The 18,440-nt window shown below is 69.4% G+C and carries 20 protein-coding genes and 1 pseudogene; 3 read left to right on the plus strand and 18 right to left on the minus strand.

Translation table 11 applies throughout. From position 1 onward, the window contains the following. Nucleotides 1–120: 120 nt before the first annotated feature. The 3 genes and pseudogenes from E2E34_RS08905 to glmS form a co-directional block, all read right to left on the minus strand. A pseudogene (locus E2E34_RS08905) lies at nucleotides 121–852 on the minus strand (NAD(P)H-hydrate epimerase); the annotation flags it as partial. Between the two features lie 13 nt (nucleotides 853–865). Then, on the minus strand, nucleotides 866–1,234 hold the full coding sequence (locus tag E2E34_RS08910; protein ID WP_138901377.1) for a holo-ACP synthase: 369 nt from the start codon (nucleotides 1,232–1,234) through the stop codon (nucleotides 866–868). Nucleotides 1,235–1,238: 4 nt separating this feature from the next. Beyond that, complete coding sequence (gene glmS / locus E2E34_RS08915) at nucleotides 1,239–3,113, minus strand: glutamine--fructose-6-phosphate transaminase (isomerizing) (protein WP_138901378.1); 1,875 nt, start codon at nucleotides 3,111–3,113, stop codon at nucleotides 1,239–1,241. 78 nt (nucleotides 3,114–3,191) lie between these two features. Here glmS and coaA point away from each other — a divergent pair, with 78 nt between their 5' ends. Together coaA and E2E34_RS08925 are read left to right on the plus strand one after the other, a co-directional pair. After that, nucleotides 3,192–4,181: a type I pantothenate kinase gene (gene coaA, locus E2E34_RS08920; protein WP_138901379.1), complete on the plus strand. Its 990-nt coding sequence runs from the start codon at nucleotides 3,192–3,194 to the stop codon at nucleotides 4,179–4,181. A 12-nt stretch (nucleotides 4,182–4,193) separates the two neighbouring features. Continuing rightward, nucleotides 4,194–5,138 (plus strand): DUF389 domain-containing protein, encoded by a 945-nt coding sequence (locus E2E34_RS08925; protein ID WP_138901380.1) that lies wholly within the window; start codon nucleotides 4,194–4,196, stop codon nucleotides 5,136–5,138. 55 nt (nucleotides 5,139–5,193) lie between these two features. Here the strand turns inward: E2E34_RS08925 and glmM are convergent, their stop codons facing one another. From glmM to E2E34_RS08945, 4 genes are all read right to left on the minus strand, one after another. After that, nucleotides 5,194–6,552, minus strand: a complete 1,359-nt coding sequence (gene glmM, locus E2E34_RS08930) for a phosphoglucosamine mutase (protein ID WP_138901381.1) — start codon at nucleotides 6,550–6,552, stop codon at nucleotides 5,194–5,196. A gap of 116 nt (nucleotides 6,553–6,668) precedes the next feature. Further along, nucleotides 6,669–7,196 (minus strand): 30S ribosomal protein S9, encoded by a 528-nt coding sequence (rpsI, locus tag E2E34_RS08935; protein ID WP_028812350.1) that lies wholly within the window; start codon nucleotides 7,194–7,196, stop codon nucleotides 6,669–6,671. A gap of 44 nt (nucleotides 7,197–7,240) precedes the next feature. After that, entirely contained in the window at nucleotides 7,241–7,684 is a 444-nt protein-coding gene (gene rplM / locus E2E34_RS08940; RefSeq protein WP_138901382.1) for a 50S ribosomal protein L13, read from the minus strand. Nucleotides 7,685–7,942: 258 nt separating this feature from the next. Beyond that, nucleotides 7,943–9,571, minus strand: a complete 1,629-nt coding sequence (locus tag E2E34_RS08945; RefSeq protein ID WP_138901383.1) for an ABC-F family ATP-binding cassette domain-containing protein — start codon at nucleotides 9,569–9,571, stop codon at nucleotides 7,943–7,945. Nucleotides 9,572–9,618: 47 nt separating this feature from the next. On the opposite strand from E2E34_RS08945, the gene E2E34_RS08950 reads away from it, so the two are divergent. Then, entirely contained in the window at nucleotides 9,619–10,512 is an 894-nt protein-coding gene (locus E2E34_RS08950) for a hypothetical protein (protein ID WP_138901384.1), read from the plus strand. Here E2E34_RS08950 and truA read toward each other — a convergent pair. The 11 genes from truA to rplO form a co-directional block, all read right to left on the minus strand. Then, entirely contained in the window at nucleotides 10,486–11,358 is an 873-nt protein-coding gene (truA, locus tag E2E34_RS08955; protein WP_138901385.1) for a tRNA pseudouridine(38-40) synthase TruA, read from the minus strand. The genes E2E34_RS08950 and truA overlap by 27 nt on opposite strands. Nucleotides 11,359–11,444: 86 nt before the next feature. Continuing rightward, nucleotides 11,445–11,942 (minus strand): 50S ribosomal protein L17, encoded by a 498-nt coding sequence (rplQ, locus tag E2E34_RS08960; protein WP_138901386.1) that lies wholly within the window; start codon nucleotides 11,940–11,942, stop codon nucleotides 11,445–11,447. Nucleotides 11,943–12,021: 79 nt separating this feature from the next. Next, nucleotides 12,022–13,044: a DNA-directed RNA polymerase subunit alpha gene (locus tag E2E34_RS08965; protein WP_003956430.1), complete on the minus strand. Its 1,023-nt coding sequence runs from the start codon at nucleotides 13,042–13,044 to the stop codon at nucleotides 12,022–12,024. A gap of 148 nt (nucleotides 13,045–13,192) precedes the next feature. Next, entirely contained in the window at nucleotides 13,193–13,597 is a 405-nt protein-coding gene (gene rpsK, locus E2E34_RS08970) for a 30S ribosomal protein S11 (protein WP_003948617.1), read from the minus strand. Between the two features lie 65 nt (nucleotides 13,598–13,662). Next, nucleotides 13,663–14,043 (minus strand): 30S ribosomal protein S13, encoded by a 381-nt coding sequence (gene rpsM / locus E2E34_RS08975; RefSeq protein WP_138894206.1) that lies wholly within the window; start codon nucleotides 14,041–14,043, stop codon nucleotides 13,663–13,665. Nucleotides 14,044–14,238: 195 nt separating this feature from the next. Then, complete coding sequence (gene rpmJ / locus E2E34_RS08980) at nucleotides 14,239–14,352, minus strand: 50S ribosomal protein L36 (protein WP_003956441.1); 114 nt, start codon at nucleotides 14,350–14,352, stop codon at nucleotides 14,239–14,241. A gap of 61 nt (nucleotides 14,353–14,413) precedes the next feature. After that, nucleotides 14,414–14,635, minus strand: a complete 222-nt coding sequence (gene infA, locus E2E34_RS08985; protein ID WP_003956442.1) for a translation initiation factor IF-1 — start codon at nucleotides 14,633–14,635, stop codon at nucleotides 14,414–14,416. Nucleotides 14,636–14,798: 163 nt separating this feature from the next. Further along, on the minus strand, nucleotides 14,799–15,635 hold the full coding sequence (gene map / locus E2E34_RS08990; RefSeq protein WP_138894205.1) for a type I methionyl aminopeptidase: 837 nt from the start codon (nucleotides 15,633–15,635) through the stop codon (nucleotides 14,799–14,801). 126 nt (nucleotides 15,636–15,761) lie between these two features. Further along, on the minus strand, nucleotides 15,762–16,424 hold the full coding sequence (locus tag E2E34_RS08995) for an adenylate kinase (protein WP_138901387.1): 663 nt from the start codon (nucleotides 16,422–16,424) through the stop codon (nucleotides 15,762–15,764). Further along, nucleotides 16,424–17,737 (minus strand): preprotein translocase subunit SecY, encoded by a 1,314-nt coding sequence (gene secY / locus E2E34_RS09000; protein WP_138901388.1) that lies wholly within the window; start codon nucleotides 17,735–17,737, stop codon nucleotides 16,424–16,426. Before secY ends, E2E34_RS08995 begins: the two co-directional genes overlap by 1 nt. 247 nt (nucleotides 17,738–17,984) lie before the next feature. Continuing rightward, the gene (gene rplO, locus E2E34_RS09005; RefSeq protein WP_138894202.1) at nucleotides 17,985–18,440 is read right to left on the minus strand and encodes a 50S ribosomal protein L15; all 456 of its coding nucleotides are present in this window, start codon (nucleotides 18,438–18,440) and stop codon (nucleotides 17,985–17,987) included.

Here is an 18,440-nt window from a genome sequence, read left to right on the forward strand (position 1 = left end):
GGGCGCCTGACGTCCGTACGTTCCGACAAGACGGCGGCAAGATGTTGCGCCGGTGAGCCCGGGCGTGGTCACATGGATACCGAGACCTGGTTAGGTCTACCTAACCACGCCTGCTCAACCGGAGCCCGCGACGACGCCCACCACCCCCCGCCGGTACTTGTCGCTCTCCGCGCCGGGGACCGGCAGCAGCGCGGCCACGTCCGCGTGCTGGAGGGCCTCGACGTCGGCCTCGGCCGTCCCGAGGTCGAGCCCCAGCTCGACCAGCCGCACGGCACCCACGTACTCCCGGGCGGGATCGATCAGCAGCCCGGGCTTGTACGTGCCGAACGTCACAGTCGCGTCGGCCCGCACGCACTCCCCGCGGACCTCCCCGCTGTCCGCCTCCACCCCGCTCGGCAGGTCCACGGCGACGACGACCGCCCCCGAGTCCCGCGCGGCCCGTGCCAGCGGAACGGCGGCGTCCCGCAGGCCGCCCCGGCCGCCGATCCCGGTGATCCCGTCGACCACGAGGTCGGCCCGCGCGAGCACCCCGAGGGCGTCACCGGCGACCCGGCCCCCGGCCGCCCGCAGCGCCGCGAGGCCGCCCGCGTGCACCCGCCCGGCGTCCAGCAGCACCGCCGAGACGCCCGCGCCGCGCCGGGCCAGCCGCGCGCCCGCGTACAGCGCGTCGCCGCCGTTGTCCCCGCTGCCGACCAGCAGCACGACCCGTGAGCCGTACACCCGCCCCAGCAGCCCCGCGCACACCACGGCGAGTCCGGCCGCGGCCCGCTGCATGAGAGCGCCCTCGGGGAGCCGGGCCATCAGCTCCCGCTCGGCGGTCCGGACGGTCTCCACGCCATACGCGGCACGCATCGGCTGCTCCACCTCACCCTTCGGCAATGACGACCGCGGAGGCGACCCCCGCGTCATGACTCAGCGACACGTGCCAGGACCGCACCCCGAGCGCCTCCGCCCGGGCCAGCACGGTCCCGCTCACCCGCAGCCGCGGCCGGCCGCTGTCCTCGACGTACACCTCCGCGTCCGTCCAGTGCAGCCCGGCCGGCGCGCCCAGCGCCTTCGCCAGGGCCTCCTTCGCGGCGAACCGCGCGGCGAGCGAGGCCATGCCGCGCCGGTCGCCGCTCGGCAGGTACAGCTCGCTGTCCAGGAACAGCCGGCGCGCCATCTGCGGCGTGCGCTCCATCGACGCCCCGAAGCGCTCGATCTCGGCGACGTCGATTCCCACCCCGATGATCATTCGCTCACTCCACCGTCACGGACTTCGCCAGGTTCCGGGGCTGGTCGACCTCGTTGCCCCGGGCCGTGGCCAGCTCGCACGCGAAGACCTGGAGCGGCACGGTGGACACCAGCGGCTGGAGGAGCACCGGCGTGGCCGGGATCCGGATCAGGTGGTCGGCGTACGGGACGACCGCCTCGTCGCCCTCCTCCGCGATCACGATGGTCCGCGCCCCCCGGGCCCGGATCTCCTGGATGTTCGACACGATCTTGTCGTGCAGGACGGACCGCCCGCGGGGCGACGGCACGATCACCACCACCGGCAGGTCCTTGTCGATGAGCGCGATGGGCCCGTGCTTGAGCTCGCCCGCGGCGAACCCCTCCGCATGCATGTACGCGAGCTCCTTCAGCTTGAGCGCCCCTTCCAGGGCCACCGGGTACCCCACGTGCCGGCCCAGGAACAGCACCGTGTTCTTGTCCGCCAGCGACCGGGCCAGCTCCCGTACCGGCTCCATGGTCTCCAGGACCCGCTCCACCCCGTCCGAGATGGCCGACAGTTCGCGTACGACGTCCCGTACCTCGTCGCCCCACTTCGACCCGCGCACCTGCGCCAGGTACAGCGCGACGAGATAGCAGGCGATCAGCTGCGTGAGGAACGCCTTGGTGGAGGCGACGGCGACTTCCGGGCCTGCGTGCGTGTAGAGCACCGCGTCCGACTCGCGCGGAATGGTCGAACCGTTGGTGTTGCACACGGCCAGCACCTTCGCGCCCTGCTCCCGCGCGTGCCGCAGCGCCATCAGCGTGTCCATGGTCTCGCCGGACTGCGAGATCGCGATCACCAGCGTCCGGTCGTCCAGGATCGGGTCGCGGTAGCGGAACTCGCTCGCCAGCTCCGTCTCGCAGGGAATGCGCGTCCAGTGCTCGATGGCCAGCTTCGCGATCATGCCGGCGTGGAAGGCGGTGCCGCACGCCACCACCACGATCTTGTCGATCTCCCGCAGCACGGAGTCGGGGATCCGCACCTCGTCCAGCGTCAGGGACCCGGCCGGATCGATCCGCCCCAGCAGCGTGTCGGCGACCGCCTTCGGCTGCTCGGCGATCTCCTTCAGCATGAAGTAGTCGTAGCCGCCCTTCTCGGCGGCGGAGGAGTCCCAGTCGATGTGGTACGACCGCGCCTCGCCGGGGGCGCCGTGGAAGTCGGTGACCGCCACCGACACCCCGGCCGCCCCGCCGCCGTCGCCGTCCCGCCGCAGTTCGACCACCTGGTCCTGCCCCAGCTCGATCGCCGAGCGCGTGTACGCGATGAAGGCGGCGACGTCGGAGGCGAGGAATGCCTCCCCCTCGCCGAGGCCCACCACCAGCGGCGAGTTCCGCCGCGCCCCCACCACCACGTCGGGCTCGTCCGCGTGCACGGCGACCAGCGTGAACGCACCGTCGAGCCGCCGGCACACCAGCCGCATCGACTCCGCCAGGTCCCCGCACGAGGAGAAGGACTCGGCGAGCAGGTGCGCCACCACCTCCGTGTCGGTCTCCGACACCAGCGCGTGGCCGCGCTCGGCCAGCTCGGCCCGCAGCTCGGCGAAGTTCTCGATGATCCCGTTGTGCACGACGGCGACGCGTCCCGCGTTGTCCAGGTGCGGGTGCGCGTTGGTGTCGGTGGGACCGCCGTGGGTGGCCCACCGGGTGTGTCCGATGCCCGTGGCTCCGGCCGGCAGCGGCCGCCCCACGAGCTCCTTCTCCAGGTTGACGAGCTTGCCCGCCTTCTTCGCCGCGGCCAGCCCGCCGTCGGCGAGGACGGCCACACCCGCCGAGTCGTAACCCCGGTACTCCAGCCGCTTCAGTCCCGCGACGACAACATCAAGCGCCGACTGCCCGCCGACGTACCCCACGATTCCGCACATGTCCGCACCCTACGGCCGACGCCCCCACGTGACCGAGCACACCACCCACGACGTCCCCCCAGACCCGACAATGTTGATGTGATCACTTCGCCGCCACGAAGCTCCCCGCGTCGGCCTGACGCCTCGCCGTACCTGGACCTCACCAGGGCGGAGTGGAGCGCGCTGCGCGAGAAGACCCCACTGCCCCTCACGGCGGAGGAGCTCGAACAGCTGCGCGGCCTGGGCGACGTCATCGACCTCGACGAGGTGCGGGACGTCTACCTCCCGCTGTCCCGCCTGCTCAACCTGTACGTGCAGGCGACCTCCGGTCTGCGCGGCGCCTTGAACACCTTCCTGGGCGACGGCGGCGACGGCCACGGCTCCCAGCGCGGCACCCCCTTCGTCATAGGGGTCGCCGGCAGCGTCGCCGTGGGCAAGTCGACCGTCGCCCGCCTCCTCCAGGCGCTGCTGGCCCGCTGGCCGGAGCACCCGCGCGTGGAGCTGCTGACCACCGACGGCTTCCTCTACCCCATGGAGGAGCTGAAGCGGCGCGGCCTGACGGGCCGCAAGGGCTTCCCCGAGTCGTACGACCGGCGCGCCCTCACCCGCTTCGTCGCCGACATCAAGGCCGGCAAGGACGAGGTCACGGCGCCCGTCTACTCCCACCTGATCTACGACATCGTGCCGGGCGAGCGCCTCACGATCCGCCGCCCGGACATCCTGATCGTCGAGGGCCTGAACGTCCTGCAGCCCGCGCTGCCCGGCAAGGACGGCCGCACCCGCGTCGGTCTCGCCGACTACTTCGACTTCAGCGTGTACGTCGACGCCCGCGCCGAGGACATCGAGAGCTGGTACCTGGGCCGCTTCCGCAAGCTGCGCGCGACGGCGTTCCAGGACCCCTCGTCGTACTTCAGGAAGTACACCCAGGTCTCCGAGGAGGAGGCCCTGGAGTACGCCCGTACGATGTGGCGGACCATCAACAAGCCCAACCTGCTGGAGAACGTGGCGCCCACGCGCGGCCGCGCCACGCTGGTGGTGCGCAAGGGCCCCGACCACAAGGTCCAGCGCCTGTCGCTCCGCAAACTCTGAGGAGTACGCCCCGTGCTGCACCTGCGCCTGATCGTCCCCGCCGACCGCACCGACGAGGTCGTGAGAACGGTGGAGCGCACGACCGGCACGACGCACCTCGCCGTGGTCCCCGGGGCGGCCCGCGACCCGGCGGGCGACCTCGTGATGTGCGACGTGGCGCGCGAGGCAGGCGACGACCTCATCTCCGCCCTGCGCGCCCTCGGCATCGACGAGTGCGGTTCGATCGCCGTCGAGAACATCGACCTGTCGCTGTCCGAGCGCGCCGACCGGGCGGAGAAGGCAGCGCCGGGCGAGGGCGCGGACGCGGTGCTGTGGGAGCAGCTGACGGACGCGACCCACGAGGAGTCGACGCTCTCCGTCACCTACATCGCGTTCCTGTCGCTGGCGACGATGATCGCGGCCTGCGGAGTGGTGCTCGACAACGCGATCCTGATCGTGGGCGCCATGGCGGTGGGTCCGGAGTTCGGCCCGCTGGCCGGCTTCTGCACGGCGCTGGTGCGGCGCGCGCCGAAGCTGGCGTGGCGCTCGTTCACCGCGCTGATCGTGGGCTTCGCGGTGGCCATGGCGGTCACCGTCGTCTTCAGCCTCTTCATGGACGCGACGGGCCTGTTCACCGAGGCGAAACTGGACGCCGAGCGCCCGAACACCGGCTTCGTCTACGCCCCCGACTGGTTCTCGTTCGTCGTGGCGGTACTGGCCGGCGCCGCCGGGATGCTGTCCCTCACGTCGGCGAAGTCCGGCGCCCTCGTGGGGGTGGCCATCTCGGTGACGACGGTCCCGGCCGCGGCCAACGCGGCGGTGGCGCTGAGCTACGGCGACGTGGGCCAGACCTGGGGCTCCTCCGAGCAGCTCCTGCTGAACCTGCTCGGCATCGTCGTCGCCGGTACGCTCACGCTGCTCGCCCAGAAGTTCTTCTGGGCCAGGCAGCGCGAGCGCACCGTACGCGACAGCGCCTGAGAGGCGCGCACCAGCCGAGGGCGGACCAACCGGGCGCGGACTAACCGAGCGCGGACTAACCGAGCGCGGACTTCACCACGTCGGCGAGCCGCCCCGCGACCGCCTTCGCCTGCTCGATGTCGGCCGCCTCGACCATGACCCGCACCAGCGGCTCGGTCCCCGAGGGACGCAGCAGCACCCGGCCCGTGGCGCCCAGTTCGCGCTCGGCGTCGGCGACGGCCGTCGCCAGCTCGGCGGAGGTGGTGACGCGCGACTTGTCGACGTCCGGCACATTGACGAGGATCTGCGGCAGCCTGCTCATGACCCCGGCGAGGTCCGCGAGCGTACGCCCGGTGGCCGCCACCCGCGCGGCCAGCATCAGACCGGTCAGGGTGCCGTCGCCGGTGGTGGCGTGGTCCAGCACGATCACGTGCCCGGACTGCTCGCCGCCCAGCGCGTACCCCTCGGCCTTCATCGACTCCAGTACGTACCGGTCGCCGACGGCGGTCTGTACGAGCTCGATGCCCTCGCGCTCCATGGCCAGTTTGAAGCCGAGGTTCGACATGACGGTGCCGACCACGGTGTTCTTGCGCAGCTGACCGGCCTCGCGCATGGCGAGGGCGAGCACGGCGAGGATCTGGTCGCCGTCGACCTCGCGGCCCTCGGCGTCCACGGCCAGGCACCGGTCGGCGTCGCCGTCGTGCGCGATGCCGAGATCGGCGCCGTGCTCGACGACGGCGGCCTGGAGCATCTCCAGATGCGTGGAGCCGCACCCGTCGTTGATGTTCAGCCCGTCCGGGTCGGCGCCGATCGTGACGATCTCGGCGCCGGCCCGGGCGAAGGCCTCGGGGGAGACGCGCGAGGCGGCGCCGTGCGCCTCGTCGAGGACGACCTTGATCCCGTCGAGCCGGTTCGGCAGGACACCGATCAGGTGGGCGATGTACCGGTCGAAGCCCGCGTCGTAGTCGGTGACCCGGCCGACGCCCGCGCCGGTCGGCCGCGCCCAGGGCTCTCCGGTGCGGTGCTGCTCGTACACGGCCTCGATCCGGTGCTCCAGCTCGTCGGCCAGCTTGTGCCCGCCGCGCGCGAAGAACTTGACACCGTTGTCCGGCATGGCGTTGTGGCTCGCGGAGAGCATGACGCCGAGATCGGCCCCGAGCGCCCCGGTCAGGTACGCGACCGCGGGCGTGGGCAGTACGCCCACCCGCCGCACGTCGACGCCCGCGCTGGCCAGACCCGCCACGACGGCGGCCTCCAGAAACTCCCCCGACGCACGCGGGTCGCGTCCGACCACGGCGGTCGGCCGATGCCCCTCAAAGGTGCCCGCCTCGGCGAGCACATGCGCCGCAGCGACCGACAGACCGAGCGCCAGCTCGGCCGTCAGGTCCGCGTTGGCGACGCCGCGCACACCGTCAGTGCCGAAGAGTCGTCCCACTGGTGTCCTCCGAAAATGCTCCGAAAATGCAAGGTGGCTACAAAGCGATAAACGAACGCCCCGGCAGCACACGAGGTGCCGCCGGGGCGAACGTCTGATGCAGGCGAGCAGGCGGATTAGCGCTTGCTGTACTGCGGTGCCTTACGGGCCTTCTTGAGACCGGCCTTCTTGCGCTCGACCGCACGGTCGTCGCGGGAGAGGAAGCCGGCCTTCTTCAGCGTGGCGCGGTTGTTGTCCACGTCGGCCTCGTTCAGCGCGCGGGCGACACCGAGACGGAGCGCACCGGCCTGACCGGAGACACCGCCACCCGCGATGCGGGCGATGACGTCGTAGCGGCCGTCGAGCTCGAGCACCTTGAAGGGCTCGTTGACTTCCTGCTGGTGGACCTTGTTCGGGAAGTAGTCCTCGAGCGTACGCCCGTTGATCTTCCACTTGCCGGTGCCCGGAACGATCCGGACGCGGGCGATGGCGTTCTTGCGACGGCCCAGGCCGGCCGCCGGCTGCGGGTCACCGAAGCGGCCCGCGAGGGACTCGCTGGTGTACTCGCCCTCGACGGGAACCTCGGACTCGAAGGTGGTCACCTCGGCGAAGGTCTCTTCGGCCTCGGAACCCTCGACGGGCGTCTCAACAGTGGTCTCGGCCACGATTCTCCTCAGATTTCTTTCGTTCTTAGGGGGTGTGGCCGGAACTACTGCGCGACCTGGGTGATCTCGAACGGCACCGGCTGCTGGGCAGCGTGCGGGTGCTCGGGACCTGCGTAGACCTTCAGCTTGGAAAGCATCTGACGCCCCAGGGTGTTCTTGGGGATCATGCCCTTGATGGCCTTCTCGACGGCCTTCTCGGGGTTCTTCGCCAGGAGCTCGTCGTAGCGCACCGAACGGAGACCGCCCGGGAAACCGGAGTGGCGGTACGCCATCTTCTGGGTCTTCTTGTTGCCGGACAGGTGAACCTTGTCGGCGTTGACAATGATGACGAAGTCACCCATGTCCATGTGCGGGGCGTAAATCGCCTTGTGCTTGCCCCGCAGGAGGTTGGCGGCAGTCGTCGCCAGACGGCCCAGGACGATGTCCTGCGCGTCGATGATGTGCCACTGGCGCGTGACATCGCCGGGCTTGGGGCTGTACGTACGCACGGTCGTAGCCTTCGCTTCTTCAGTGAGTGGGTCCTGACAAGGCCACTGGGACGATCACGACAGCCTTGGCCGCATTCGGGGACGCAACCCGTCTGCCTGCCGCTGGTCATCGGCCCTGTGGACCGGCGTAAGGGCCCCTCGCGTGAGAACGACCAAGCCAATACGCATAACGAACTGGAAGCTTACCCGCCTGCCCCCGTACGGGTCAAAACGGCCCGGCGGGGGCCCGCCGGTACCCCCCTCGGGCCATCCGGCCGCCTACCTCGCCCGGTCCACCCGGCGCTCGTCCCACACCGGCTCCGCCGTCTCCCGTACGACCCCGTCCGACCCGAAGACCAGGTACCGGTCGAAGGACTTCGCGAACCACCGGTCGTGGGTGACGGCGAGGACCGTCCCGTCGTACGCGTCCAGCCCCTCCTGGAGCGCCTCGGCGGACTCCAGGTCGAGGTTGTCCGTCGGCTCGTCCAGCAGCAGCGCGGTCGTCCCCTCCAGCTCCATCAGCAGGATCTGGAACCGGGCCTGCTGCCCGCCCGACAGCCGGTCGAACGCCTGGTCCCCCTGGCGCTCCAGCTCGTACCGCCGCAGGGCGCCCATGGCTCCGCCCCGGTCCTTGGAGTGCTCGGACCACAGGATGTCGACGAGCGTGCGCCCGACCAGCTCGGGATGCGCGTGCGTCTGCGCGAAGTGCCCGGCCACCACCCGCGCGCCCAGCTTCCACTCCCCCGTGTGCCGGACGTCCTCCCCCGCGAGCAGCCGCAGGAAGTGCGACTTGCCGGAGCCGTTCGACCCGAGCACGGCGACCCGCTCCCCGTAGTACACCTCCAGGTCGAACGGCTTCATCAGCCCGGTGAGCTCCAGCCCCTCGCACACCACGGCCCGCACGCCGGTGCGCCCGCCCCGCAGCCGCATCCGGATGTCCTGCTTGCGCGGCGGCTCCGGCGGGGGCCCCGCCTCCTCGAACTTCTCGAACCGCGTCCGCATGGCCCGGTACCGCGAAGCCATGTCGGGGCTGCTCGCGGCCTGCCCGCGCAGCCGCAGCACCAGCGCCTTCAGCCGCGCGCGCTCCTCCTCCCACCGGCGCAGGAGCTCCTCGAAGCGCGCGAACCGCTCGGCCCGCGCCTCGTGGAAGGTGGCGAACCCGGCGCCGTGCACCCACGCGTCGGCGCCGGTCGGCCCCGGCTCCAGGCTCACGATCTTCTCGGCGGCCCGGGAGAGGAGCTCGCGGTCGTGGGAGACGAAGAAGACCGTCTTGCGGGTCTCCTTCAGCCGCTCCTCCAGCCACCGCTTGCCCGGCACGTCCAGATAGTTGTCCGGCTCGTCCAGCAGCAGCACCTCGTCGGGCCCCCGCAGCAGCGCCTCCAGCACGAGCCGCTTCTGCTCACCGCCGCTCAGCGTGCGCACCTCGCGGAACTGCGCCTTGTCGTACCCGATCCCCAGCGCCGCCATGGAGCACATGTCCCAGACGGTCTCGGCGTCGTACCCGCCGACCTCCGCCCAGTCGGACAGCGCCTGCGCGTAGGCCATCTGCGCCTTCTCGTCGTCCACGGTCAGGAGACCGTGCTCGGCCCGGTCGACGGCGGCGGCCGCGGCCCGGATCCGGTCCGGGGACACCGAGACCAGCAGGTCCCGCACCGTCCGCTCGTCCTGTACGGACCCCACGAACTGGCCCATCACCCCGAGACCGCCGCTCACCGTGACCGTCCCGCCGTGCGGCTGGAGCTCCCGGGAGATCAGGCGCAGCAGGGTCGTCTTGCCCGCCCCGTTGGGCCCGACCAGGGCCACGACGGCGCCCTCGCCCACCCGGAAGGAGACGTCGCCGAGCAACGGCCGCCCGTCCGGCAGGTAGTACTCGACGTGTGCGGCCTCAAGATGTCCCATGCACCGCATTCTCGCCGCCGTCCGCCGCATCACCCAACCGGATTAGGATGCGCGGCATGAGCTTTGGGCAAGGGGGGCCCTCCTGGGGTGGCCCCGAGGGACAGCAGAGCCCTCAGGATCCGTACGGAACACACTCGACGTCCGACACACCGGACTGGGCGGCGCTCGCCGACGCCTCCGCCGCCCGCGCCCGCCGCAGGCGCTGGATGTACATCGGCGGCGGCGTACTGGCGACCGCCGTGGTCGGCGCCATCGTCGCCACCGCCGTCGTCACCACGAACAGCAACGACCCGGGCAACGGCACCACCACCTCCGCGAGCGGGCTGCCGACCCCCGAGACGCTGCCGACCGGGTCCGCGCAGCCGGGCCCCTCGTTCTCGTCCCAGGCACCGCCGCCCCCGCCGAACCCGAGGGACTTCATCTCCAGCGCGCAGAAGGACAAGCTGCCGCTGAGCGCCGACTCCCTCTTCCCCGGCAAGAAGCTGAAGTTCGGCGACCGCGCGTACGCCAAGGGCGCCACGAACAGCACGACCACCTGCTCCGCCGGCGCCCAGGGCGCGCTGGGCGCCGTACTGACCAGCAACGGCTGCGACCAGCTCATCCGCGCCACGTACTCCACGAACGGCGTCGCCGTCACCGTCGGCGTGGCCGTCTTCGACACCGCCGCCCAGGCGTCTAAGGCCAAGGAGCAGGCGAGCGGCGGCCTCGCCTCCCTCCCCGGCGCCGGCGTCCCGACCTTCTGCCGGGCCGGCGCGATCTGCCGCAAGACCACCAACGCCTACGGCCGCTACGCCTACTTCACGGTGGGCGGCTTCACCAGCGGCAGGAACGTCGTCACGACCGACAAGGGCGTCTACACGGCCGGCGACGACCTGGCGGAGTTCACGTTCCGCCAGATCCACCAGCGCGGCAAGGTCCAGGCGTCAGCAGCAGCCGCCGCCGGCTCCTGAGCCGGGCAGGGTCCGCATGGCGCGGGCCTGCCGGGCCCGCTCCGCCAGCAACGCGTCGGCGGGGTAGCCGACTTCCTCCAGGGTGAGGCCGTGCGGGCGTACGACATGGACCGACGAGTCCCGTACGCCCGCGGCCAGCACCTTCCCCGGCCAGTCCGCGTCCCGGTGCCCGTCACCGACGAACAGCATCGCGCCGACCAGCGAGCGCACCATGTTGTGGCAGAAGGCGTCGGCGCGCACGGTCGCGGTGATGATCCCGTCCGCCCCGCGCTCCCAGCTCAGCTGCTGGAGGGTGCGGATGGTCGTCGCGCCCTCGCGCCTCTTGCAGTACGCCGCGAAGTCGTGCTCGCCGACCAGCCGCTCGGCCGCCCGGTTCATGGCATCGACGTCCAACGGCCAGTCGTGCCACAGGACATGCCCGCGCAGCAGCGGGTCGACGCCCCCCGGGTCGTCCGTCACGCGGTACGCGTACCGCCGCCAGACGGCCGCGAACCGGGCGTTGAACCCGGCGGGGGCCTCGGCGACCTTCCAGACCCGTACGTCGTGCGGCAGCCGCCCCGCGAGCCGCCGCAGCAGCTTGTCGTGGTGCTCGGCCCAGACGTCCTCGGGCAGATCGACGTGCGCGACCTGGCCGCGCGCGTGCACGCCCGAGTCCGTACGCCCGGCGACCGTCAGCTCGTACGTCCGCGAGGACCGCGTCACGGTCCGCAGCGCGCTCTCCAGCTCGCCCTGGACCGTGCGCCGCTCGGTCTGCTTCGCCCAGCCGGAGAAGTCCTTGCCGTCGTACGAGAGATCCAGCCGGACCCGCACGAACCCCGGCGCCGCACCCTCAATGTCCTCGCTCACCAGCGCATCCTCTCAAAGCAGCAAAACGGAGCGGGCCCGCACCGCCCCGAAGGGTGATGCGGGCCCGCCCAGTGGAGTCAGAACGCTCAGGCGTCCTTGGACTCGCCCTCGGCAGCCTCGGCGGCCGGAGCGTCGTCCTGAGCAGCCTCGTCCTTCTTGGCTGCGTCTTCCTTCACCGCGCGCTTCGTCGCGGCCTCGGCCTCACCGGTGGCCTCCTGGGCCACGGTCAGGGCCTCGACCAGCTCGATGACCGCCATCGGGGCGTTGTCGCCACGACGGTTGCCGATCTTCGTGATGCGGGTGTAACCACCGGGGCGGTTCTCGTACCGCGGGGCGATCTCGGTGAAGAGCGTGTGAACGACGCTCTTGTCCGTGATCGTCTGCAGCACCAGGCGACGGTTGTGGATGTCGCCCTTCTTCGCCTTGGTGACCAGACGCTCGGCGACGGGGCGCAGGCGGCGGGCCTTGGCCTCGGTCGTCGTGATGCGGCCGTGCTCGAACAGCGACTTCGCCAGGTTGGCGAGAAGCAGACGCTCGTGCGCGGCGCTGCCGCCCAGACGGGCACCCTTTGCGGGACGCGGCATGGTGTTTCTCCTCGTGTCTGCACCGGCCGTATCAGGTACCGGTGTCAGTTACCGGCGAGCTGCTGCCCGCCGGAAGTTTCTAGTACTGCTCGGTCTCGACGAAACCGGCGTCCGCGTCGTCGTCGGCGCCGAAGGCGTCGGCGGCGGCGGTCGGGTCGAATCCGGGCGGGCTGTCCTTGAGGGCCAGGCCCATGCCGGCCAGCTTCGCCTTGACCTCGTCGATCGACTTCGCACCGAAGTTGCGGATGTCGAGCAGGTCGGCCTCGGAGCGCGCCACGAGCTCACCCACGGAGTGGATGCCCTCACGCTTGAGGCAGTTGTACGAACGAACGGTGAGCTCGAGCTCCTCGATCGGCAGCGCCAGGTCGGCGGCGAGGGCGGCGTCCGTGGGGGACGGGCCCATGTCGATGCCCTCGGCGTCGATGTTGAGCTCGCGCGCCAGACCGAACAGCTCGACCAGGGTCTTACCGGCGGACGCCATGGCGTCGCGCGGGCGCATGGCCTGCTTGGTCTCGACGTCGACGATCAGCTTGTCGAAGTCGGTGCGCTGCTCGACACGGGTCGCCTCGACCTTGTACGTGACCTTGAGCACCGGCGAGTAGATGGAGTCGACCGGGATACGGCCGATCTCCTGGCCCACCTGCTTGTTCTGGACGGCGGAGACGTAGCCGCGACCGCGCTCGACGGTCAGCTCCATCTCCAGCTTGCCCTTGCCGTTGAGCGTGGCGAGCACCAGGTCGGGGTTGTGCACCTCGACGCCGGCCGGCGGGGCGATGTCAGCGGCGGTGACCAGGCCCGGGCCCTGCTTGCGCAGGTACATCACGACGGGCTCGTCGTGCTCGCTGGAAACCACCAGCTGCTTGATGTTCAGGATGAGGTCGGTGACGTCCTCCTTGACACCCGGCACGGTGGTGAACTCGTGCAAGACGCCGTCGATCCGGATGCTGGTGACAGCGGCACCGGGGATCGAGGAGAGGAGCGTACGGCGAAGGGAGTTACCGAGGGTGTAACCGAAGCCCGGCTCGAGGGGCTCGATCACGAACCGCGAGCGGTACTCGTCGACGACCTCTTCGGTCAGCGACGGACGCTGAGCGATAAGCATGAGAAATGCCTCCAGTCTTGGCACCCACTATTTGATGCCAACTACTACAAGGGTACGGGCGGCACGGCCCGAAGGACCGTACCGCCCGAGTACAACGCGGTCGGAGTGAAGGTCGGTCTTCACTCGTCACGCACTGCAACAACCTGAATCAGACGCGGCGACGCTTGGGCGGCCGGCATCCGTTGTGCGGGGTGGGGGTGACGTCCTGGATCGAGCCGACCTCGAGGCCGGTGGCCTGGAGGGAGCGGATCGCGGTCTCACGGCCGGAGCCGGGACCCTTGACGAAGACGTCGACCTTGCGCATGCCGTGCTCCTGCGCGCGGCGGGCGGCCGACTCGGCGGCCATCTGCGCGGCGAAGGGGGTGGACTTGCGCGAGCCCTTGAAGCCGACGTGGCCGGCGGAGGCCCAGGAGATCACGTTGCCCGTGGGGTCGGTGATCGAGACGATCGTGTTGTTGAACGTGCTCTTGATGTGGGCGTGCCCGTGAGCGACGTTCTTCTTTTCCTTGCGGCGCACCTTCTTGGCGGCGCCCTGACGACCCTTGGGGGGCATCTATATCTCCTACGGGAGGTGGTCGGTCCTACAGCGAAGACCGCTGATGAGCGTCCGGCTGAGGACTACTTCTTGCCCGGCTTCTTCTTACCGGCGATGGCGCGACGCGGACCCTTGCGGGTACGAGCGTTGGTGCTGGTGCGCTGACCGTGGACCGGCAGGCCGCGACGGTGACGCAGACCCTGGTAGCAGCCGATCTCGACCTTGCGGCGGATGTCGGCCTGCACCTCGCGACGGAGGTCACCCTCGGTCTTGAAGTTCACGTCGACGTACTCGCGGATCTTGACGAGGTCTTCCTCGCCGAGGTCGCGAACGCGCGTGTCGGGGTTCACGCCGGTGGCGGCGAGGGTCTCCTTGGCACGGGTGCGACCGATGCCGAAGACGTAGGTAAGGGCGACCTCGATACGCTTTTCGCGCGGGAGGTCAACGCCTTCAAGGCGTGCCATGCATGGCTCCTGTTTGCTCGGAGGTCTTCCGCAGAACCGTTCCGTGGCCGCCGACCCCTCTCATCTCAAGAGAGCGGTACGTTCCAGGTCCCCGGCCTCCGCCGGAGGTGTCAGCACCCGTGGGTACTGGGTTCTGCGTAATTACGTTTCTTACGTGCGTCGCGCGAAGTTCTGCGAGATGCAGGGGGTCGTGCGTCAGCCCTGGCGCTGCTTGTGGCGCAGGTTGTCGCAGATGACCATGACCCGGCCGTGACGGCGGATCACCTTGCACTTGTCGCAGATCTTCTTGACGCTCGGCTTGACCTTCATGGGATGTGAGGTTCTCCGGGTCAGTGCCACCACCCCGTGAGACACGGGGCGCGGGCAAGATCTACTTGTACCGGTAGACGATCCGGCCACGCGTCAGGTCGTACGGAGACAGCTCCACCACGACCCGGTCATCCGGGAGGATGCGGATGTAGTGCATACGCATCTTGCCGCTGATGTGCGCTAGGACTTTGTGACCGTTCTGAAGTTCCACCTTGAACATTGCGTTCGGGAGGGACTCGATCACGGTGCCCTCGATTTCGATGGCACCTTGCTTCTTGGCCACGCTTCGCCCTTCGAATCGGCTACCTTGATCGACTCACGAGCCCGTATGCAGGCATACGGGTACACGCGAGCCGACGAGTCAGTCTACGTCAGGCACCCGGAAAAGACGAATCCGGCAAGTGTGCCCAACAGTCAAGATCATTACGCTGTTCGGGCGGCTCGGCTCAGCCCAGCGGATCGGGGGCCGCCGTGATCCCGTACTCCGCCAGCTTCGCCTTGCCGCCGTCGACGGCGGTCAGGACCAGCGGTCCCTCCTCCGTCAGCGCGACCGAGTGCTCCCAGTGCGAGGACCAGGTGCCGTCGGTGGTGACGACGGTCCAGTTGTCCTCCAGGACATCCGTCTGCGCCGTGCCGAGGCTCACCATCGGCTCGATCGCCAGGCAGAAGCCGGGGACCAGCTTCGGGCCCTTGCCGCGCTTGCGCGTGACGTAGTTCAGCAGGTGCGGGTCCATGTGCATCTCGGAGCCGATGCCGTGGCCGCCGTAGTCCTCGATGATCCCGTACTTGCCGGTCGCCGGACGCGGCTGGCGGCGGATGTACGACTCGATCGCCTTGGAGATGTCGACCAGCCGGTTGCCCAGCTTCATCGCGGCGAGGCCGGCCCACATCGACTCCTCGGTCACCCGGGAGAGCTCGATCAGCTCGGGCGCGTGCCCGGTGCCGACGAAGGCGGTGTACGCCGCGTCGCCGTGCCAGCCGTCGACGATCGCGCCGGCGTCGATCGAGATGATGTCGCCGTCCTTCAGGACCGTCTTCTCGTCCGGGATGCCGTGGACGACGACCTCGTTGACCGAGGTGCAGATGGTGGCGGGGAAGCCGCCGTACCCGAGGAAGTTCGACTTCGCGCCGTGCTCGGCGAGCACCTTGCGGGACACCTCGTCCAGATCCCTGGTGGTGGCGCCCGGAACGGCCGCCTCCCGGGTGGCCGCGTGGACGGCGGCGACGACCAGCCCCGCCTCGCGCATCTTCGCGATCTGCCCCGGGGTCTTGATCTCCACCATGTGTGTGCCTTCCACCTTCGCTGTCACTGCCTACCACGTACTGCGTACCACGCGCTTGTGCGCTCAACAGTACGGCCGCGGCGCCTCTCGGACACCGCGGCCGCAACCGTCGTACTGCTTGCTCGATCAGCCCTCGGCGGAGGACTTCTTCAGGGCTTCCATCGCGCGCTTGGTCACTTCTTCGACCTTGCCCAGCGCGGAGATGGTGACCACCAGGCCCTGAGCCTTGTAGTGGTCGATGATCGGCTCGGTCTCGCTGTGGTAGACCTCCAGCCGGCGGCGCACCGTTTCCTCGGTGTCGTCGCCGCGCTGGTACAGCTCGCCGCCACAGACGTCGCATACGCCGTCCTGCTCGGGCGGGCTGTACGTCACGTGGAAGACGTGGCTGGAGTCCTTGCGGCAGGTACGGCGGCCCGCGATGCGCTTGACGACCTCGTCCTCGGGGACTTCCAGGTCCAGCACGCCGTCGAGCTGCTGTCCCTCGGCCTTCAGGGACTCGTCGAGCGCCACGGCCTGCGACACGTTCCGCGGGAAGCCGTCCAGCAGGAACCCGCCCTCGGCGTCGGCCTGGGCCATGCGGTCCTTGGCCATCCCGATGGTGACCTCGTCCGGCACCAGGTTGCCGGCGTCCATGAACGCCTTCGCCTGCTTGCCCAGCTCCGTGCCCTGGCTGATGTTGGCGCGGAAGAGGTCGCCCGTGGAGATGTGCGGGATCTGCAGGTTCTTGGCAAGGAACGCGGCCTGCGTTCCCTTGCCCGCACCGGGCGGCCCGACGAGGACGATTCGCATCAGCGGAGGAACCCTTCGTAATTGCGCTGCTGGAGCTGGCTCTCGATCTGCTTCACGGTCTCCAGACCCACACCCACGATGATCAGGATGCTTGTTCCACCGAAGGGGAAGTCCGCGTTCGCGCCGAAGCCCGCCAACGCCATCGTCGGCACAAGAGCGATCAGACCCAGATACAGCGAGCCCGGCCACGTGATCCGGTTGAGCACGTAGCTCAGGTACTCGGCGGTAGGCCGACCTGCCCGGATACCCGGGATGAAGCCACCATACTTCTTCATGTTGTCGGCGACTTCCTCGGGGTTGAACGAGATCGCCACATAGAAGAAGGCGAAGAACACGATCAACAGGAAGTACGTGGCGATGTAGATGGGCTTGCCGTCCACGAAGTTCGCCTGAATCCACGTGCCCCAGCTGGAGTTCGCCCCGCCACCGCTGAACTGGACGATCAGCATGGGGATGTAGAGCAGGGACGAGGCGAAGATGACCGGGATCACACCGGCCTGGTTCACCTTGAGCGGGATGTACGTGGACGTACCGCCGTAGGACTTGCGGCCGATCATGCGCTTCGCGTACTGGACGGGGATCCTGCGCTGCGCCTGCTCGACGAAGACCACGAGCCCCACCATGGCGAAGCCGACCAGGATCACGATGCCGAACTCGATCCAGCCGTCGGCCAGTTCTCCGGACTTCTTGATGGCCCACAGCGCGCCCGGGAAGCCGGCGGCGATCGAGATGAACATCAGGATCGACATGCCGTTGCCGATGCCGCGGTCGGTGACGAGCTCACCGAGCCACATGACGGCCGCGGTGCCCGCGGTCATCGTGATCACCATGGTGATCGTCACGAAGATCGACTTGTCGGGGACGATCTGGCCGGCGACAGGGCAGCCCTGGAAGATCGCGCCGTTGCGGGCGGTGGCCACGAGGCCGGTGCCCTGCAGCACGGCCAGGGCGACCGTCAGATAACGCGTGTACTGCGTGATCTTGGCCGTACCGGACTGTCCCTCCTTCTTGAGGGCCTCCAGTCGCGGGATGACCACGGTCAGCAGCTGCAGGATGATGCTCGCCGTGATGTACGGCATGATGCCGAGCGCGAAGATCGTGATCTGCAGCAGGGCGCCACCGCTGAACAGGTTGACGAGCCCGAAGAGCCCGCCCGTCTGCGCCTGGTCGACACAGGTCTGAACGTTCTTGTAGTTGACGCCTGGAACCGGAACATGGGCCCCGAGCCGGTACAGCACGATGATGCCCAGTGTGAAGAGCAGCTTCTTGCGCAGGTCGGGCGTCTTGAACGCCCGGGCGAACGCGGTGAGCACGGTGCCTCCTGCGACCCCCGCGCTACTGCGTCAGAGGTGACGGTATTGAGGATCGACGAATCCGACGGAACAACGAGTTGCGACTAGTACACAAATACAAGCAGTCAAAAGCCGTGCGGGCGCACCGCACGGAAGTTAACGGTGCACGCCACCATACCGGCGACCATGCCCCCCTTGGAACGACCAACCGGGGATGCCCCTTTTGGGAGGCATCCCCGGTCGGTGTTCAAGCCATCGGGCTCGTCTCTCAGACGAGCTCGGTGACGGTGCCGCCAGCGGCAGCGATCTTCTCCTTGGCGGAGGCGGAAGCGGCGTCAACCGTCACCGTCAGCGCCACGGAGACCTCGCCGGCGCCGAGCACCTTGACGAGCTGGTTCTTACGCACCGCACCCTTGGCGACCAGGTCGGCCACCGTGACCTCTCCACCCTGCGGGTAGAGCTCGGCGAGCTTGTCCAGGTTCACGACCTGGTACTCGGTGCGGAACGGGTTCTTGAAGCCCTTGAGCTTCGGGAGACGCATGTGGAGGGGCATCTGCCCGCCCTCGAAGCGCTCCGGAACCTGGTAACGGGCCTTGGTGCCCTTGGTACCACGACCTGCGGTCTTACCCTTGGACGCCTCACCACGACCCACACGGGTCTTGGCGGTCTTGGCGCCCGGGGCGGGCCGGAGGTTGTGGACCTTCAGCGGGTTGTTCTCCGCCAT

The organism is Streptomyces albidochromogenes, assembly GCF_005981925.1.
Taxonomy (GTDB): Bacteria; Actinomycetota; Actinomycetes; order Streptomycetales; family Streptomycetaceae; genus Streptomyces; species Streptomyces albidochromogenes.

Coding starts and splice junctions, on each gene's coding strand:
- rplO (WP_138894202.1), bottom strand. CDS start 18,440: ATGGCGGAGAACAACCCGCTGAAGGTCCACAACCTCCGGCCCGCCCCG.
- glmS (WP_138901378.1), bottom strand. CDS start 3,113: ATGTGCGGAATCGTGGGGTACGTCGGCGGGCAGTCGGCGCTTGATGTT.
- rpsK (WP_003948617.1), bottom strand. CDS start 13,597: ATGCCCCCCAAGGGTCGTCAGGGCGCCGCCAAGAAGGTGCGCCGCAAG.
- E2E34_RS08945 (WP_138901383.1), bottom strand. CDS start 9,571: ATGCGGTGCATGGGACATCTTGAGGCCGCACACGTCGAGTACTACCTG.
- rpsM (WP_138894206.1), bottom strand. CDS start 14,043: ATGGCACGCCTTGAAGGCGTTGACCTCCCGCGCGAAAAGCGTATCGAG.
- E2E34_RS08910 (WP_138901377.1), bottom strand. CDS start 1,234: ATGATCATCGGGGTGGGAATCGACGTCGCCGAGATCGAGCGCTTCGGG.
- E2E34_RS08950 (WP_138901384.1), top strand. CDS start 9,619: ATGAGCTTTGGGCAAGGGGGGCCCTCCTGGGGTGGCCCCGAGGGACAG.
- map (WP_138894205.1), bottom strand. CDS start 15,635: ATGGTGGAGATCAAGACCCCGGGGCAGATCGCGAAGATGCGCGAGGCG.
- E2E34_RS08965 (WP_003956430.1), bottom strand. CDS start 13,044: ATGCTTATCGCTCAGCGTCCGTCGCTGACCGAAGAGGTCGTCGACGAG.
- rpmJ (WP_003956441.1), bottom strand. CDS start 14,352: ATGAAGGTCAAGCCGAGCGTCAAGAAGATCTGCGACAAGTGCAAGGTG.
- E2E34_RS08995 (WP_138901387.1), bottom strand. CDS start 16,424: ATGCGAATCGTCCTCGTCGGGCCGCCCGGTGCGGGCAAGGGAACGCAG.
- rplQ (WP_138901386.1), bottom strand. CDS start 11,942: ATGCCGCGTCCCGCAAAGGGTGCCCGTCTGGGCGGCAGCGCCGCGCAC.